Source organism: Marinobacter sp. es.048 (assembly GCF_900188435.1).
Lineage (GTDB): Bacteria > Pseudomonadota > Gammaproteobacteria > Pseudomonadales > Oleiphilaceae > Marinobacter.
The window spans coordinates 380,689-397,702 of sequence record NZ_FYFA01000001.1; the positions used below are offsets into that span (position 1 = coordinate 380,689).

At 57.4% G+C, this 17,014-nt stretch carries 17 protein-coding genes; 9 read left to right on the plus strand and 8 right to left on the minus strand.

Annotation, left to right across the window (positions count from 1 at the left end):
* Positions 1–40: 40 nt before the first annotated feature.
* Positions 41–946, plus strand: a complete 906-nt coding sequence (locus CFT65_RS01810) for a metal-dependent hydrolase (protein ID WP_088826343.1) — start codon at positions 41–43, stop codon at positions 944–946.
* A 138-nt stretch (positions 947–1,084) separates the two neighbouring features.
* Here CFT65_RS01810 and CFT65_RS01815 read toward each other — a convergent pair whose 3' ends face one another.
* The 3 genes from CFT65_RS01815 to CFT65_RS01825 all read right to left on the minus strand — a co-directional run bounded on the left by CFT65_RS01815 (position 1,085) and on the right by CFT65_RS01825 (position 3,930).
* A complete protein-coding gene (locus CFT65_RS01815; RefSeq protein WP_088826344.1) occupies positions 1,085–1,864 on the minus strand; it encodes a class II glutamine amidotransferase in 780 nt (259 codons plus the stop codon).
* A gap of 48 nt (positions 1,865–1,912) precedes the next feature.
* Positions 1,913–3,013: a GGDEF domain-containing protein gene (locus tag CFT65_RS01820; protein WP_088826345.1), complete on the minus strand. Its 1,101-nt coding sequence runs from the start codon at positions 3,011–3,013 to the stop codon at positions 1,913–1,915.
* 101 nt (positions 3,014–3,114) lie between these two features.
* The gene (locus CFT65_RS01825) at positions 3,115–3,930 is read right to left on the minus strand and encodes an SDR family NAD(P)-dependent oxidoreductase (protein WP_088826346.1); all 816 of its coding nucleotides are present in this window, start codon (positions 3,928–3,930) and stop codon (positions 3,115–3,117) included.
* Positions 3,931–4,137: 207 nt separating this feature from the next.
* Between CFT65_RS01825 and CFT65_RS01830 the strand changes: the two genes are divergently transcribed.
* Positions 4,138–4,596, plus strand: a complete 459-nt coding sequence (locus CFT65_RS01830) for an NfeD family protein (protein WP_088828120.1) — start codon at positions 4,138–4,140, stop codon at positions 4,594–4,596.
* A 2-nt stretch (positions 4,597–4,598) separates the two neighbouring features.
* Positions 4,599–5,633 carry an SPFH domain-containing protein gene (locus CFT65_RS01835; RefSeq protein ID WP_088826347.1) on the plus strand — a complete coding sequence of 345 codons (1,035 nt, stop codon included), beginning with the start codon at positions 4,599–4,601 and terminating at the stop codon, positions 5,631–5,633.
* A 14-nt stretch (positions 5,634–5,647) separates the two neighbouring features.
* On the opposite strand, the gene yfbR is transcribed toward CFT65_RS01835, so the two are convergent.
* The gene (gene yfbR, locus CFT65_RS01840) at positions 5,648–6,241 is read right to left on the minus strand and encodes a 5'-deoxynucleotidase (protein ID WP_088826348.1); all 594 of its coding nucleotides are present in this window, start codon (positions 6,239–6,241) and stop codon (positions 5,648–5,650) included.
* Between the two features lie 107 nt (positions 6,242–6,348).
* Here yfbR and CFT65_RS01845 point away from each other — a divergent pair, with 107 nt between their 5' ends.
* Complete coding sequence (locus CFT65_RS01845; protein WP_228705763.1) at positions 6,349–7,161, plus strand: substrate-binding periplasmic protein; 813 nt, start codon at positions 6,349–6,351, stop codon at positions 7,159–7,161.
* A gap of 2 nt (positions 7,162–7,163) precedes the next feature.
* Here the strand turns inward: CFT65_RS01845 and CFT65_RS01850 are convergent, their stop codons facing one another.
* Together CFT65_RS01850 and CFT65_RS19425 are read right to left on the minus strand one after the other, a co-directional pair.
* Positions 7,164–9,989 carry a DUF748 domain-containing protein gene (locus tag CFT65_RS01850; protein WP_088826349.1) on the minus strand — a complete coding sequence of 942 codons (2,826 nt, stop codon included), beginning with the start codon at positions 9,987–9,989 and terminating at the stop codon, positions 7,164–7,166.
* A 79-nt stretch (positions 9,990–10,068) separates the two neighbouring features.
* On the minus strand, positions 10,069–11,355 hold the full coding sequence (locus CFT65_RS19425; RefSeq protein ID WP_088828122.1) for an MHYT domain-containing protein: 1,287 nt from the start codon (positions 11,353–11,355) through the stop codon (positions 10,069–10,071).
* Between the two features lie 234 nt (positions 11,356–11,589).
* Between CFT65_RS19425 and pdxH the strand changes: the two genes are divergently transcribed.
* The 5 genes from pdxH to CFT65_RS01880 are packed head-to-tail and all read left to right on the plus strand — an operon-like array spanning position 11,590 to position 14,391.
* The gene (pdxH, locus tag CFT65_RS01860) at positions 11,590–12,225 is read left to right on the plus strand and encodes a pyridoxamine 5'-phosphate oxidase (protein ID WP_088826350.1); all 636 of its coding nucleotides are present in this window, start codon (positions 11,590–11,592) and stop codon (positions 12,223–12,225) included.
* Positions 12,194–12,952 carry a 4'-phosphopantetheinyl transferase family protein gene (locus tag CFT65_RS01865; RefSeq protein WP_088826351.1) on the plus strand — a complete coding sequence of 253 codons (759 nt, stop codon included), beginning with the start codon at positions 12,194–12,196 and terminating at the stop codon, positions 12,950–12,952. The genes pdxH and CFT65_RS01865 overlap by 32 nt, the downstream gene beginning before the upstream one ends.
* A gap of 39 nt (positions 12,953–12,991) precedes the next feature.
* Positions 12,992–13,573 carry a DNA-3-methyladenine glycosylase I gene (locus tag CFT65_RS01870; RefSeq protein WP_088826352.1) on the plus strand — a complete coding sequence of 194 codons (582 nt, stop codon included), beginning with the start codon at positions 12,992–12,994 and terminating at the stop codon, positions 13,571–13,573.
* A gap of 57 nt (positions 13,574–13,630) precedes the next feature.
* Positions 13,631–13,936 carry a DUF6482 family protein gene (locus tag CFT65_RS01875; protein ID WP_088826353.1) on the plus strand — a complete coding sequence of 102 codons (306 nt, stop codon included), beginning with the start codon at positions 13,631–13,633 and terminating at the stop codon, positions 13,934–13,936.
* Positions 13,933–14,391 carry a DUF3429 domain-containing protein gene (locus CFT65_RS01880; RefSeq protein ID WP_088826354.1) on the plus strand — a complete coding sequence of 153 codons (459 nt, stop codon included), beginning with the start codon at positions 13,933–13,935 and terminating at the stop codon, positions 14,389–14,391. Before CFT65_RS01875 ends, CFT65_RS01880 begins: the two co-directional genes overlap by 4 nt.
* A gap of 31 nt (positions 14,392–14,422) precedes the next feature.
* Here CFT65_RS01880 and CFT65_RS01885 read toward each other — a convergent pair whose 3' ends face one another.
* Positions 14,423–15,421 carry a sigma-70 family RNA polymerase sigma factor gene (locus CFT65_RS01885; protein ID WP_088826355.1) on the minus strand — a complete coding sequence of 333 codons (999 nt, stop codon included), beginning with the start codon at positions 15,419–15,421 and terminating at the stop codon, positions 14,423–14,425.
* 138 nt (positions 15,422–15,559) lie between these two features.
* Complete coding sequence (locus CFT65_RS01890; protein WP_088828123.1) at positions 15,560–17,002, minus strand: aspartate kinase; 1,443 nt, start codon at positions 17,000–17,002, stop codon at positions 15,560–15,562.
* Positions 17,003–17,014 lie beyond the last annotated feature (12 nt).

A 17,014-nucleotide genomic window follows, 5' to 3' on the forward strand; every position in this document is an offset into this window, starting at 1 on the left:
CACTGGAGCCATGACATCAGCCAGAGTGAGGAGCACACACATGCTGAGCAGCAAAACCGAAGAAAAGAAGACGGCTCCGGTTACCCGGGCCTCCAACACACCGGACAACGTCACCATCACCGCCCAGCGCATGGGGTTTGAGTTCGGCGACCAGGTGCCCCGTTACTGGGTCGACAACAGCTACACCATCAGCCACGTCATGAATGCGCTCTCGGTGCTGTTTCCTCAGGGCGAACAGTTCTTCGTGGATTCGGTGAGAGCGTTCCGGGACCAGATCTCCGATCCCAAGCTGAAGGAAGAGATACGCGGATTCATTGGCCAGGAGGCCATGCACTCCCTGGAACACGTCGCCATGAACCAGCATGTTCGTGATCAGGGCATGCCGGTGAAAGAACTGGAAAAACACCTGGAAGTGGTTTTGGGTATCACCAGGAAGCTGCCCAAGCGTCACCAGCTGGCCATTACCTGTGCCCTGGAACATCTGACCGCAATGATGGCCGACATGCTGCTGGCCCGTGACGATGTGCGCCAGGACATGGATGAATCCATGCGCCCGCTGTGGGTCTGGCACGCAATCGAAGAAACCGAGCATAAGGCAGTTGCCTACGACGTTTTCCAGGCAGCGGGCGGCACCTACGCGGAAAGAACCTTTTACCTCGCGTTCAGCACCGCCGCCCTGGGTGTGATGAGCAGCTATTTCACCAGCCGGATGATGCTGAACGACCGCAAGAATTTCTCTTTGAAAGACACGGCCACGGGTCTCTGGCGCCTCTGGGGCGTAAACGGTACCTTCTCGAGCCTGATTCCCACATGGCTGGAGTACTTCAAACCCGGTTTCCACCCCTGGGATCACGACAACAGCGATCTGATTGCCCGTTTCAAAGAGGAAATCCAGGCGCACATTGCACCGCAGTACAAGAAAGGTAATCGCAGGACGCTTCAGTAAATCACAGAAGCAAATCCCAACCCTGAAGGGAATCGGGTGGGGAGGTCTTTGTGCAGGGAAAATGATGTCTGAGCGCAGCGAGTTGCCTTTTCCCGGAAGAAAGACCTCCCCACCCGATTCCCCACTCCCGGGTCAGGCCTACGGCTCAGCGACGCCGGATCGAACAACCTCTCCTTTGCGCCAAAGTCGCCATTCGCCCGGCTGGTAGACATCCCATTTTTCATCGGTGGTCAGCGGTTCCGTCACAATCACACTGACTATGTCGTTGGGCGTGGTTTCCGATTCGAAATCCACGGTAACATCCGCATCTTTGAGTCGGGCCGGGCCGAACGGGGCCCGGCGGGTGATGCTGGCCATTTTGGTGGTGCAGTAGGTGAAGAGCCAGTCGCCGTTACTCAGCAAGAGGTTGAACACGCCCTGGCTGGCGTAAGTCTTCGACAGGCGTACGAGCCGATCGATGATGTCGTCAGTCGGGGTGTTCCGGTCACAGTCGCTGCGTAAGTGATTCAGGATATCGCAGAACAGGGCTTCGCTGTCGGTGGTGCCAACCGGTTCGTAGAAACCCGGATTTGAACGGAAGGCGGAGAGCTGGCCGTTGTGGGCGAAGACCCAGTAGCGGCCCCAGAGTTCGCGCATAAAGGGATGGGTGTTGGCCAGGCAGATGTCGCCGACGTTGGCCTGACGGATATGGCAGATGGCCACCTCGCTTTTGATCGGATGGGTCTGGACCACTTCAGCGATTCGGGAACTGGCGCTGGCACCGGCGTCGTGGAAGGCCCGTACGCCCTTGCCTTCGTAGAAGGCCACGCCCCAGCCGTCCTTGTGCGGGCCGGTCTGTCCACCCCGACGGGTCAGGCCGGTAAAGCTGAAACAAAGGTCCGTGGGGGTGTTGGCGCTCATGGCCAGTAGTTCACACATGGGCTACATTATTCTTGCCGGAGGATGGTTGCCCCAAGAATACCGGAATCAGCTTGCTTCGACAGTGAGAATCTCAAGTTGGCGGGGATTATGGCCGGCACCTACCACGCAGTTGCGCCCGGCTCGTTTGCCGCTATAGAGCCACCGATCGGCCACCCGAAAAAGGCTTTCAGCCTCGCGACCATGGTCTGGCCACTGGGCAACGCCGAAGGAAGCAGTCACCCGGATTTTCGCATCGCCATAGGGCAGTTCACGGTCTGAGATTCGCTGGCGCAGCTCCTCCATCAGTAAAAAGGCATCCGAAGGTTTAACATCTCTCAGAATCAGCCCGAACTCCTCGCCACCCAGGCGACCGACAAAGTCTGTGCTTCTCAGGCGCTCGGTCAGACATCGGCTGATGTTCTTGAGCACGAAATCTCCGGCCTCATGGCCCAAGGTGTCGTTGACGACCTTGAAGTGGTCAATATCCATAACCACGAGCGCAAATCCGTTACCGCTGCGTTCGCCCTCGGCAATGGTACGGCTCAACGTGCCCTGGAAGTTGCTGCGGTTGGCCAGACCAGTCAGTGCATCGGTCTGGGCCATATCCACCAGGCGCTGTTCGGCCTCTTCCCGCCGCCCCTCATACAGGTGAATAAATGCCAGCATGAGCGCACCACACAACACCATGTTGAGCAGATCAATCATCGCATGGGGGCTGCCGAGCTGGCCAAGGTTGATGTAGTAGATAACGCCGCCAACAATCATGAAAGGCGCGCTGAGAACCATGCCCTCTTTTTTACCAAGCAGCAGGTAGGCGAGAACCGGCATCATCAACACCCAGACGAAAGCGGACACCGAGGCTTCCGGTAACAGCATGATCACCAGGAAAAACGCAAAAAGCGGCACCAGATAGCCATAAACCCATTGCTGCAGATGCGGCGTGAATTTCAGGCGCCAAACCCCGATAAACAGCAACGCGCTGGCACACAGCTCACCAACACCTACCCAGGGGTAGCCATTGAGGAACTGCAGGCACGCGAAAATGACCAGAGCAGAGCCGGTAACCAGAAAAAGCAGCCGCATCAACGAGCGGCGATGGCTGTCGCGCAGACCTGAGCGGCTCTGTTCCAGAGTGGCCCCCAAGTCGGAATGGTGAGGCGTATTCATGCTGACTCTTCCTTGGATCAGCCTCCGAGTATAGCCCCGAAAAACTGTTTGTAAAACGTACAGCGGGCCCGATCGTCAGGCCCGCCATACGCGGGGTGTTGTCATATATAAAGGTTTTTGCGGGAGAAGCGCTCGACCAGCGGCTGGTACGCGGAACCCAGCAGCCGGTTGATCGCGTCAATTCCCCAGGCATCCGGGCCCACCAGGATACGGGACTCGTTCTTGAGGATGCCTTTCACCATGATTTCGGCTGCCTTCTCCGGCGTGGTCATGGCGAGTTTATCGAAGCCTTTGCGTTGGGCAACGGCGTTCTCGGACTTGCCCATGCGCGCAGCATTGGCAATGTTGGTCCGGATGCCGCCCGGGTGCACACAGCTCACCGCCACCGGTTGGTTCTCCAGCTTCATTTCCTGGCGCAGGGCTTCGGTGAATCCGCGAACCGCAAACTTGGCGGCATTGTAGGCACTCTGTTTGGGCACACCAATGAGGCCGAATACACTGGACACGTTCACCACATGGCCATCGCCCGAGGCAATCAGGTGTGGCAGGAAGGCCCGGGTTCCATGGGCAACGCCCCAGAAATCAATATCCATGACCCATTTGAAGTCCTCGTCGGTCATCTCCCGCACGGTGGCAGACAGCGCAACGCCCGCGTTGTTGATAACCAGATTGACCTGGCCAAAGTCTTTAACAACTTCCTCTGCATGGGCAAAGATGGCATCACGATCGGACACATCCAGCCGATAGGTCTTCGTATCGGCGTTTCCAAGCGCTTCCGCCGTTTCCGCAAGGCCTGCTTCATTGACGTCCGACAGTGCCAGCCGGCAGCCCCGGTCCGCCAGCGACCTGGCGAGCGCGCGGCCAATACCCGAACCGGCACCGGTAACGACGGCAACTTTGTTCTTCAGATTCTTCATGGTCACAGACCTCTTGTTGTGTGCTCTGGCAATTAAAGCAGATACTCTAACAATTGCCTGCTCAGGGGATATGGCTTTAGTGAACCAGGCCACATGACATTCCGGCCACCCTCTGACGCGACACCCCGGTTTCCGGTACAATCCTTTGCCGTTGGCCGGTGCGCGACACCGACCAACTACCTTCCCCTGAATCTGTGGATTTTCTTTATGGAATGGAGTCTTACGCATTTCTGGCTGATCCTCGCCCTGGTATTGAGCCTGGCTGAACTGGCGTCCGGAGTGCTCTTGCTTCTGGCCCTGGGCATTGCCGCGGCACTGACCGCCTTGCTGGCTTTCCTCAATGTGCCATTCGAATGGCAGCTCGCGGGGATGGGGGTGTTCTCGGGAATCCTGGTACCCGTCGCCATTCGCTGGATCCGACCGCGCTTCTCACCCAAAGGCGTGGCTTATGGAACCACAGGCACAGGTGTCGAGCAGGGCCGTCGCTACCGTACCCTGAAGCGGGATTTTGACGATGCCACCGGCATCAAGGTCAATGGCGATTTTTATCGCCTGCGAGTGACTGACACCGGAGAAACCGACCTACCGGAAGGAACCGACGTCATTTTCAAACAGTTTGACGGCACTACCGCCGTTGTTGAGACGATCACACACAAGGAAAAGTAAGCATGGAACAGTATCTTTCACCCGGGCTGATCATCAGCCTGATCCTGGTCGCTATTGGCATCTTTATCATTGCCAAGGGTCTGGTCATCGTGCGCCAATCCGAGGTTATGGTCATCGAGCGCCTCGGTTCGTTCAACCGGATTCTTGAAAGCGGCGTGAACATCATCATTCCCTTCATCGAGCGGCCCCGGCCGATCACCATGATTCGCTACGTTCGCATGGGAGAGGATTATCATCCGGTCATGAGTGATGAGGTTCGGATTGACCGCCGGGAAACGGTAATGGACTTCCCGGGACAACCGGTGGTGACCACTGACAACGTTACGGTGAAGATCAACGGCGCCCTCTACTACCAGATCATTGACCCGCGTCGGGCTGTTTATGAAGTGGCCAACATGAGCCAGGCGGTGGAAGTTCTGGCAAAGACCACCCTGCGCTCGGTGGTGGGCAAGATGGAACTGGACAAGCTGTTCGAATCCCGCAGCGAGGTGAATAACGCCATCCAGGCGGAGATGGAAGAGGCCGCTTCCAAATGGGGCGTCAAGCTTACCCGGGTGGAGGTCCAGGACATCAGCATGCCGGAAGAAGTGGAAGAGGCCATGCGGTTGCAGATGGCTGCGGAACGAAAGCGCCGGGCCACGGTCACCGAAGCCGAAGGTGAAAAATCGGCGGCCATCGCCATGGCCCAGGGCCAGCGCGAGTCTGCCATTCTGAATGCTCAGGGCGACAAGGAGTCCGCGATTCTCCGGGCCCAGGGCGAGCAGGAGTCGATCCGATTGGTACTCAGTGCCATGGGTGACTCCGAGGCAAACAAACAGACTGTTATTGGTTACCTTCTGGGCCAGAGCTACATCAAGGTTTTGCCGAATATGGCGAAAGAGGGAGAGCGGGTGTTCGTGCCCTATGAATCCTCAGCACTGCTGGGCTCCATGGGCATGTTCCGTGAGCTGGCCGGCAGCCCCGAGGACACCGTTCGCCAGCATTTGCAGCGCGATGGCCTGCGTGGCGGGCTGGTTGGCTCCGCAGGTAACAGCTGAAGCCTGAAAGCCTCTCAACCCAGAAGATTATCCAGGGGTTGCTCGTAACTGGGGGCAAACACCTTCAGGAAATAGGCGACCTCTGGCAGTCCGTCTGCGTCCAGCCGCTGGCGGATCTGTCGGGCGGCCGGCTCGAATTCCTTGTTGCCGGCACGAACCTCCGCCTGACACTTGAGCCACGCCGACAACCTGTCGGCGGCCTTGATCAGTTCTTTGTCTTCTGCCGGTAACTGCGATTCCCGAACGTAGGGAGAAAAGTCCTCCCGCAGATCCTCCGGTAACAGCGCCAGCAGCTCGGCCTCCGCCTTGTGTTCAATGTCCCCGAATGCCTCTCGCATCACCTTCGAATGGTATTTCACCGGTGTCGGCATATCCCCGGTAATCACCTCCGTCGCATCATGGTAAAGCGCTGCCGCGGCAATACGATCGGCGTTCACCTGGCCGCCAAAATGGCGGTTGCGGACGATGGCAAGCGCGTGGGCGAGGGTTGCCACCTCCCAGGAATGGGTGGCCACGTTTTCCTCAATAGCATTACGCATCAGCCCCCAACGCTTGATCCAGCGCAGGCGGGAGACATAGGCGAAAAAATGGCTGGCAACGTTACCCATCACTCACAGACCTGTTTTGCATAAGTTCATAATCTTTTCCTTCAGATGCACAAAATCCCCGTGCTATTCTGAATGCGTATTCAATTATTACATAACCGGGAAGCATCGTGCCCGCTCAAGAAGCGATTCGGAAGATACTGGCCATCCTTGCTGCCGCTATTATGCTGGTTGCTGCGCCGGCATATGCAGAAGAAACCGAAATCACTGTGGGCGTTTACCACTTTCCCCCAATTGCCAGTGTTGGCAACAACGGTGAACCCACCGGCCTGCTCGGAGACCTGCTGCACGAACTCGAGCAGACCCACCCAACGGTATCCTTCCGAGTCTTTCACACCTCGCCCAAGCGTCGCTACATGGATTTCGAGGCCGGCCTGTACGACGTTATCTTCTTCGAGAGCCCCGACTGGGGCTGGACCAAGAGAAACGTCGACATTTCCCGGCCCATTCTGGCGGATGAAGAGCTGTATGTCGCTCTCAAAAAGCCGGGCCGCGACACTTCATTCTTTGAGGATCTGGAACAGCGGTCGATTGTTGCCATTTCAGGCTATCACTATGGTTTTACCGGGTACGAAACCGACAATTCCGTGCTGGAGCAAAAATTCGACATTGAATTTTCCGACAACCACACCCGCAATTTGAAGTTGATCAAGGCAGACCGGCCGTCCGTTGCCGAAGTCGCCATTATCAGCTACTCCTACCTTCAGCGGCACCTGGCCAGGCATCCGGAAGACTGGGACAAATTGATGATCTCAAGGGAACCGGACCAGCGATACCAGCTCAGCATCATCGCCCGAAAGGGCGGCGCTGCAAGTGCAGACGAGATGCTGCGGCTTCTTACGCCGCTTATTGATAATGGTCGATACCGTCAACTCGTTGAAAACTGGGGACTGCAATTGCCAGCCGGTTTCGAGGGGCCCTGAACTCAACGAACATCCAGATTGAACGCGACAATAACGTGACCCTCGCCGCCCACTTCCGCATTGCGGGCCGGATCCAGCAGGAACAACTGATCCGCAGGTACCCCGTGAGTTTGCTGCAGAACATTGCGCAGTGTCACTCCCCGCGAGGATGCCAGGTTGCTCAACGCTTCCTGCGCCAGTGAGCGCTCACCGGCCAGGTAGGCTTCACGGGCCTCCTGCCATGCCTCCTCGGACAACTCCTTTTCACCACCGGCAGTCAGGTCGTCCCGCAACAGGGCCAGTCCGTCGGCCTTGGGCTCGACATTACCCCGAATATTCAACAGCAGGTCTGGCCGTTCCAGCAGCGCGTCTGCCAGAGCCGCGAGCTTTTCGGCCTCGCCTTCGGCCAACTGGATACTGCCGGGAATAAAGCTTACCTTGCCGAGCTCTTCCCCGCTCAGGCCGGCCAGTTCTGCAATGGAGCCGAGCATACTGAACGGCGATGCCGCTGCCTTCGCCAACAGGTTCACAAACGCTCGCATCACCACCTTACCTACGCTGAAGTCCGGGTCGGACATGTCGCCGCTGATGGGCAGGTCCACTTCGATCACCCCTTTGCTGTCCCGCAACAGGGCCAGGCCAAGCTTGACCGGCGCGTTGACGGCCTGGTCGCTGGTTATGACGGAACCCAGTTCCAGACGATCCATCACTACCAGATTGGATGCATCAATCCGAGAGCCGGCAATTTCATAATCCAGATTCAGGTTCAGCTTGCCACTGTTCACGCCATAGCCCAGGTACCGCCCGAAATAAGGCGAGAGCGCCGGCAGCGACAGATCCTGCATAAACAGCTGGAGGTCGCTGACGTCCTCGGTGCCGAGGGTACCAATGGTGCCTTCAAAGTCCAGATCGGCCACACCGCCGACCCGGCCCCGGATGGACACCTTGCCCTGCTGTGGGGAAATGTTGCTGAGGCCTGTTAGGCTGCCGTTCAGCTCATCAAACGAGGTGGTAAACGCCGGTTCCAACGTGCGGTCGGTATACCCCAGCTCGCCATTTTCCAGCATCAGCTGGCCAATGCGGAAAATGAACCCCGGCTCGGAGTCACCCGTTTCCTGAGCGTCCGTAGCCGGTTCCTGCTCATCGGCGGAACCGGACGTCCTGGCAATGCGCTCCACATTATGGACGCTGTCGGTATTGCGGACGATGTTGATGACCGGCTGAGCCAGGGTCACGGTGCCGATTTCCAGCCGGGCGGGGTGGACATTGTACTCAATCGGCGCAAGGCGCAGCGTTTGCCATGACACCAGAGAGCCGGAACTGTCAGGCAGCTTCAGGTCAAGGCCGGCCACTTCGGCAGTACCGCTAAAGGTACCGGTGAGAGGTTCCTGCTGGCCGTCGAGATCCAGATTACCGTCCACTCCCAGCGTGCCATTGGTTATGGCCAGATTGGCGCCTTCCTGAACGTAAGGCTCGAAGGCATTCAGCGCCACACCGCTTCCAGAGATAGCAGCTTCGAGTGTGAAAGGCGCGGGCGTTACCTGGCCATTCAGCGACAACTGGCCACCACTGGCCAAGGTTCCCTTTGCTTCGTAAGTAACCGGTTCCTCAAGTTGGTGACTTAACTTTCCAACCGAAACCGAGAGCTGCTCAAGGGCAATTTCAGCCGCCGACTGCGGCTGACTGTCCTGCCAAAGAACACGCCCTCCGGAGAGCCTTATGCCCGCTACTGACCAACGGAATGGCTGCCCGGCGGATGACGCTTCGCCTTCGCTTCCAGCCTCACCTTGATCGGAGGCCAGCGGAACCAACCAGTCGATCTCTCCGGTTGCACTCCGCGCCAGGGAAAGGTCCAGGTTGTCCAGGGAAACCTGACCAATATGGACCTCCCGCCGGTTCAGGTCGAAACCGATGGCATCCACAGACAGTAGGGCGTTGCTCAATCTGGCTTGTTCACTCTGCTCATCCAGGGCGATAGCAAGATCCTCCAGCGCCAGCTGGCCATTGGTCGTTTCGAGGTAAAAAGCATCACCGGCCTGGATTTCATAATCTGAGCTGAGGGTTACGCTGCCGCCACGAAGGTCATAAGGGAAAAACGGCGCCAGAAAATGGGACAGGGTTTCATGGTTCACCGATGACACCTTGAGAGTACCGTTGGAGTAAAACGGTGCGACACTCAGATCACCTTGCCACTCTATGGTCTGGCTACCCAAGGCCGCCAGCAGCGAATAATCGCTGTCCTGCCCTTCACGGCGCCAGGTGGCGAGGTCGTTCAAGGTGAGATCCAGTGGGGTAACTCGAAACTCTGCCATCCCCTGTTTGGTGAAGTCCCGAAACAGCATTTCGCCGCCGTTCAGCACAATTCGCGAGAAATAGAGCCTGGGTGGACCAGATTCATCCTCTGCTTGCCCCGCGGCCGGCTCCTCCTGAGCAGACTCCGGATTGGCCGCCTGCCAGTCTCTGGCGAAATTAACGCTGTAGTCTTCCAGCAGGTCCACCCGAACGTAGGGCTCGTCCAGCTGAATTGCTTCAAAACCGACAATGCCGCGAACCAGCTGGAAAAAATTCATGTTCACCATGAGCCTATCGAAGCCAACCACCTGTTCACCATCCGTATCGACTGCCGACAACCCCAGCGCTTCGACCCGCAGGGTAAATGGATTGGTACGAATCTCGGTGATTTCTGCCTGCCAGCCCATCTGCTGGTTCAGCTGCTCCGGCACCTGTCGCTCCAGCCACCACGGAAGTAGCAGGAAACCGGCCAGGGTGTACAGGATCAGGAGTACCAGGAATCCGATCAGCAGATTCCTGGACATATGACTGCGTTTACGGCTCTGGGCCACGGACATCTCCTTATAAACGGCGGATTCCCGGGGCAATCTTGCCCGCTTGCCTTTTCACAAGGATAGTCGGCCTGGTAGCGATTTGTCAGCTGTGGCGATTATGACTCGGCAACACCAGCTCCGGATCAGCGGCGATGTTCGCAAACTGACCAATCTCATTAAGGTCTCTCGGGACCATGGCAGCGCGAACCAGCTTGCGTGTGGAGTTGCCAGTTGCCGGGTAAGCAGACTGACCAGCTCGCCAGGTGACCGGCATAGCCGATGTGCCAATCCGCTCATCGATCTGCCGTAGCCGTTTGTACATGAAGGCGTGCTGACTACCCTCGTGATCCGGCACCAGGGCAAAGAAGGCGCTGGCAGAATAGCGGGCCAGGAACACCTGATCCGACATCTGATCCCGTAATGCCTCACTGATCTCCTTGACCACTGCATTCAACGATTCATCCCTCATGCCGGCGGAAAGCTCACGGAAGTTCGCGATATCCAGATAGATCAGGGCAAACGGGTTGCCACCTGCGGTGTCTCGGGCAAGGATATCCAGCAGACGTTGTTCCAGTGCTGAACGATTCGGCAGCCCCGTGAGGGCATCGGTGAAGGCAAGTTCTGCCACCCGCTTGTCCTCTTCTGCCTTGAACACCGCAAGTTCCCGCTGGTGCTTCACGTCCAGAACAGTCACCACCAGCGCGACAGCGAGCAGAGCGATACAGAAAACGGGCAGTGGTATACCCATCCAGCCCCCGCGCAGCCCATTGTCAGCCGCAGGTACGGCGCCTTCAGGGAAAGTCATCGCCATCATGCCGGTGTAGTGCATACCACAAATCGCCGCAGCCATTACCAGGGCAGCCACGAACTGAATCGCCATGGATCCCGAGCCGTCCATGTCCTGCAGTTTACGGCACAGGGCAAGAGCGGCCCCGGAAGCAAAAATGGCAATCACGACGGAAACTAAAAGAAAGCCGATATTGAATGTCGGCGGTGATGACATTCGCATCGCGTACATTCCCAGGTAATGCATGACAACAATGCCGCCGGCCATGGACAGCGTCGCACCAATAAACAGGGGCGGCCCCAGACGTTTACGCCCGATAATATGCAGAGCAACGCCAGACGCAACCACAGCGGCAAGCCAGGAAACAGCCGTCATCAGGACATCAAATGTCATGGCGACGTCCATCGGCATCGCCCGCATGCCCACAAAATGCATGGTCCAGACTCCAGTTCCCATCAACAGGGCGCCGGCAAGCAACCATTTCCGGCGCTCGCCGGGATTGGCACTGGAAAGTCTGGCGCCAAAAAACAGAGCCGCATAAGCCGCCAGCACAGCGATCAGGAACGATGCTACAACGAGGGGCAGATCATATTCGGACATCATCGTATTCAGACCTTTTATTAGTGGTTGCGAACGAGCCAGCGTTTTCTTTTGCTGAACGCTGGCCGGCATCAACGTCCGGAGAGATACGATTAAGCTGTGAACCGGGTCTCATTCTATTGTTGGATTTATGTAACTGATTCGGACATAAGCAGCGCTGACAGCCAGGCCTGAACCCGATATGCTTCGGAGTCGTAATTATCCCGTGCCAGTAGAACTCGAGTGAGAGGAAGAATTATGGACATCGGCGATATGCGTCGTGATTTCGAAAGTGAGGGGCTTGATCGCGATGCACTGGATGATGATCCGGTCAGGCAGTTCCAGACCTGGTTTGAGGACGCCCGCGAGGCAGGCATCGTGGAACCTAATGCCATGTCACTGGCAACCACAGGGCGGGATGGCATGCCGGACCTTCGCACCGTCTTGCTGAAGTATTTCGACAATCATGGTTTTGTCTTCTATACCAATTACGGCAGCCGGAAGGCCAGCGAGATGGAAGAGAACCCTCAGGCGGCCCTGTTGTTCCCGTGGATCGGCCTGAATCGCCAGGTTCGAATCCAGGGCGCAGTGGAAAAGGTCAGCAAAGCGGAGTCCCTGCGCTACTTTGCGTCGCGGCCAAGGGGCAGCCAGATTGGCGCCTGGGTTTCCGAACAGAGCAAGGCCATCACCTCCAGAGGACTGCTCGAACAGAAGGTGGCCGAGATCAAACGCAAATTCAGTGACGGCGAAGTGCCACTGCCCAGTTTCTGGGGCGGTTACCGCATCGTTCCCGACCGTATCGAGTTCTGGCAGGGCCGGCCCAGCCGGCTCCATGACCGATTTGAATATGTGAGGGACGGCGATGGCTGGTTCATCCAACGACTTCAGCCCTGATGCCCGACCGCCTATCTGGCTGTGCCACCAGACAGATGGCCCGGAGATCGCTCACCCGGATTGGCTGACTGACTATGAACGCCAGACGGCGAGCAAGTTTAGCGGTCCCCGGGAACGGGAGTACCTGTCCAGCCGCTGGCTGATTCGCCAGGCCATCGGAAAGTCAGCTGACGTCGCGCCGGAACTTTGCTGCCCGGTGCCTGGAAGGCCCAATGCCTCGGGCACGCCTGAAGGCTGGCGACTGTCCCTCAGTCACAGCCAGGGCCTTTCAGCCTGCGCCACCCGCGCAGGCTCACCTATTGGACTGGATCTGGAGCCTTGCCAGCGCCATGCTCAGTGGCAGAAAGTGGTGAAGCGCTGGTTCTCTCCCGTGGAGCAGGAATGGTTGTTCCGGGAGGACGATTCCAATACGTTCCTCAAGGTCTGGACCCTGAAAGAGGCTTGGCTAAAAGCGACCGGAAGAGGGATTGCCGGCAACCTGCAGACACTGGAAGTAAGGAAAAACTTCGAGATCTACGGCGATCAACCCGAACAGGACTGGCAGGCGGCCTGTTGCTACATTGAAGGCTATCTTGTGACCGTGGTGTACCGGGGAATCCGGCCGGTATGGCCGGAGATCACATTGCTTGAACCGCCGCCACACGACTTTGCCCTGGTGGATGCCGAACCCATGGAGGCCTCCTGGGAGCCGCTGTTCCAGCGCACTATTCGCCGTAAAAGCCCGTAGTGCGAATCCGAGCAAAATACAGAAAACACAGGTCGATGTATGGATAATCCCGAACGCTGCCCATGGTGCGGCGACGACCCACTTTACGTGCACTATCACGATACCGTTTGGGGCCGCCCCGAATACGATGACCTGGCATTGTTCGAAAAACTCTGCCTGGACGGCCAGCAGGCCGGCCTGAGCTGGATCACCATCCTACGGAAACAGGAAAATTACCGGGCGGCCTACGATCATTTCAATCCGGAAAAGATCGTGCATTACGATGAGGCCAGGGTGGAGACGCTGCTGAACAACCCGGGCATCATCCGCAACCGGCTGAAGGTACAGTCCATCATCAAGAATGCCCGGGGCTATCTGGATTTACGGGATAGAGGTATTGGCTTCAGCGATTTCCTCTGGTCTTTTGTCGACAATCAGCCGATTCAGAACCACTGGCGTTCATTTTCCGAGGTCCCTACCGCCACGCCGGAATCCGAAGCCATGTCGAAGGCCCTGAAACGTACCGGCTTTACCTTTGTCGGCCCAACCATTGTTTACGCCTTCATGCAGGCCACCGGCATGGTGAACGATCATCTGGTCCAGTGCCCGCAGCACAGGCAATGCTATTTACTGGGCCAATGATCTCAATAGACTGGGGGGTCGTAAGTTCTGAGGTGTTTCAAACCCCGGAGCCTTACTGTGCGAATCACCCTCGACCAACTCAGAAGCCTGAAGAGTCCTGTTATCGACCTGCTTGAGATCCTCTCGCTTGAGGGCCAGCACTACATGGCACGCCTGAGTATGGATGATCAACCGCTTCTACTTTCCGAGAAAAACGGCACTACCAGCCTGTTCCGAAGTGCCTGGCAGATACAGGATACCCTGGCATCCTTCGATATCCGGGAAACCCAAGTGGTACATCCCTCCGCCTACCATGAAATGGTTGGCATGGAACCTTCGCACGTTGAACCCATGCGAATCAGGGTACAGAGGCAGAAACCGTGATCGCAGTAGCACGACTCGCCATTCTCGTTGGTATCGCCGGCCTGATCCCGTTTATCGGTATCCTGGCGGGGCTTTTCTTCATGCCTCAGTACAGCATTGCCCTGCTCGGCTACTTTTACCTCTACAGCGCAGGTATTCTGGCCTTTATGGCCGGAGTTTACTGGCCAATTGCCATGCAGCTGGATAACTGCTGCTATCCGTTGTCACCTCTGGTTACCATGTTGCTCAGCCAGGTATTCTTTGTTGCTGCCGGCATTGGCCTTCTCCTGCCAGTTACCGGGCAGATTGCACTCTATACCGGCGCTTATCTGGCGCTTTACCTGGTAGATGCACGTTGGATGCGGGTGTACTGGCCAGACTGGTACCTGCGCCTGAGGCTCGTTCTCACCTCGGTGGTGCTGGTTTGCCAGCTCACTGCAGCCGCCTGGTTCTTCCTTCTCCACGCAGCTCACTGAGTTTTCCGGGAATGGAGAGCCCGATCAGCGATCAGGCTCCAAAGGCATCTTCGGGGGTTTCAAAACGGGTCTGCAATTTCCTCAGTGCCGTTTTCTCGATCTGACGGACCCGCTCTCGACTGATGCCAAGATCATCCGAAATGACCTGAAGGGTTTCCGGCTCGGGCAGGCCAAGACCGTAACGGCGAGACAGAATGTCTTTCTCCCGGTCACTCAGCTCGCTGAGCATGGACTTCAGAGCACGTCGATGATCCCTGTCCGACATGGGATGGTCCGGCGCCATCTGATCACCAGCGTCCAGATTGTCACCAAGCGTGACCGAACCGTCTTCCACCAGAGGTACATCAGTAGAAAGCTCTCTGGTGGCGAGCGCCCTGAGCTCGCCAATCCTTGACGGGGTCGCTTCCATCTCGCGCGCCAGCTCGGATTGGGAAGGCGTCCGACCGAGACTCTGATGCATTCTCAGAGACACTTTGTGCAGCTGGCGGATCTCGTCCACCACGTTCTCCGGAGTGTGCACCAGACGCGTCCCGCGTTGCAGGCAGCGCTTCACCTCCTCGCTGATCCACCAATAGGCGTAGGTCGAGAACCGAAAGCCTTTGGTGGGATCAAAGCGCTCCACTGCCTTGATCAGGCCTACATTGGCGTCCTGGATCAGGTCCGACATAGGAATGCCGTGCTGCCCGTAACGTCGGGCAATATGCACCGCCAGACGCAGATTGCTCTGGATCAGTTTGCGACGACAGGCGGTCGCCAGATGGAAGGCCCGGCGACATCGGGAAGAAAACGCACAGGCATCTCCCAAGCTACCAATCACCTCCCTGAACGTCTGCGGGGTCTCCTCCGGCAAGACCAGTTCGGTACTGATAATTCGGTAACACAGTGTCAGTTTGCGGGAGAGGCGACGTTCAGCCTCATCTGTCAGCAGTTCATACCGGGACGCATCCCTGAAGTACAGCCCGACCAGGGAATCCCTTTCACCATCGTTGGGCGTTGTCGGAGACGGTCCCAGCCTTTCGGTCGTTCGCATGGCTAAGGTACCGGTCAGAAGTTACATCAAAGAATACGACGTGCTGAAGCTGATGGATTTACCGGGGCAGGGTCAGTAAAAACCCACAGACGACGCGGGCGGTCGGCTGTGGGCATTGTGCGAGGAGGTTACAGAAACTCAGGCTGCGACAATGGCGTATTCGTGGTTGTGTGGCTCGATCAGCACACCGTGCAGAGCAACGATCGCCTTCTTGTAGTCGTCCTCATCCACCACAAACTGGATGTCCACCTGGCGCATGCATTGGTGTAAAGCCAGCACGCTGATTTCTTCGTCGGCCAGCGCCTTGACGGAGCGAGCCAGAATGCCCGGAACCTTCATATCGCTACCGATGGCGGAAACAACCGCCACCTTACGGGTGTTGATTTCGGCGTTGGGGAACTCTTCCTTCAACGCCTTGACCACCCGCTTGACGTGTTTCAGGGTGCTGCCCACGTAATGGGTAATGGTGTTGGCGTTGGTGTCCTTGGACATGAACCGAACCTTGAAACGGCTCAGTACATCCAGAATCCGACGGTCGGAACCGGGCTCGCCCTGCATGTCCTGATCGAACACTTCCACCGCAAACACACCCTTGGCGCCGGCAATGATCTCCACCTGCGGCTTTTCACTGACGTAATCGCCGGTGATCAGGGTACCAGTATGCTCTGGCTCAAAGGTGTTCATCACCCGCAGCGGAATCTCGTTCTGGCGCATCCCCTTACCAGCACGGGGGTGAATCGCCTCCATACCAAGGTTGGCCAACTGGTCGGCAACGTCGTAGTTGGTGCGCCCCAGGGGAACAACCTTGTCTGCGCCAACGATGTTGGGATCGGCGGAGCTCAGATGATATTCCTTGTGGATAACTGCCTCGCGGGCCTCGGTAATCACCGCCACCCGGCTGAACGTCATCTCACTGTAACCGCGGTCGAAGGTGCGCATCAGGCCTTCCTTGCACTGGGCGTAACCGGTCACGATTGGCAGCTCACGGGTGAGGTCCACTGCATCGAAGGCCTGCTTGAGCTTCTCGTCCAGCGGCAGCAACTCGTTATCGCGCCAGCCGGTCAGATCCACAAAGCGGGCATTGATGCCTTCCTGCTGAAGCTTCAGGGCGGTGTTGAACGCACTGTGAGCCTCGCCGATACCCGCCAGCATTTCCCGTACCGTAAGAAGATGCTCTTCCAACTGGAACTGACCGTAGGAACACAAGCGTTGCAGATCGATCAGGCAACCGCGGACACCCTCAACACGGTCAGTGATGAACTGATCCGCCTGCTGCTTGAGCATCGGATCCTCGAACAGCTCGCCGTTGATATCGGTCAAAAACTTGACCAGTTTGGTGAGGTCGTCACCCCAGGCCCAGTCAGATTCGGCATCCGCAAACAGGGCATACACGCCCGGCTCACCGGTCTTCTTGTGTTCCAGCAGTTCGTTGGTCACACCGCCATAGGCAGAGACCACGAAAATGCGCTGATACAGGTCGTCCTTCTTTCGATTACCGATGATGATGTTATCTCGGACGGCCTCGTAGTTACTCATCGACGTACCGCCGATCTTTTCAACGGTATGTTGTTGGCTGGTCATAGTTTTGCCTTT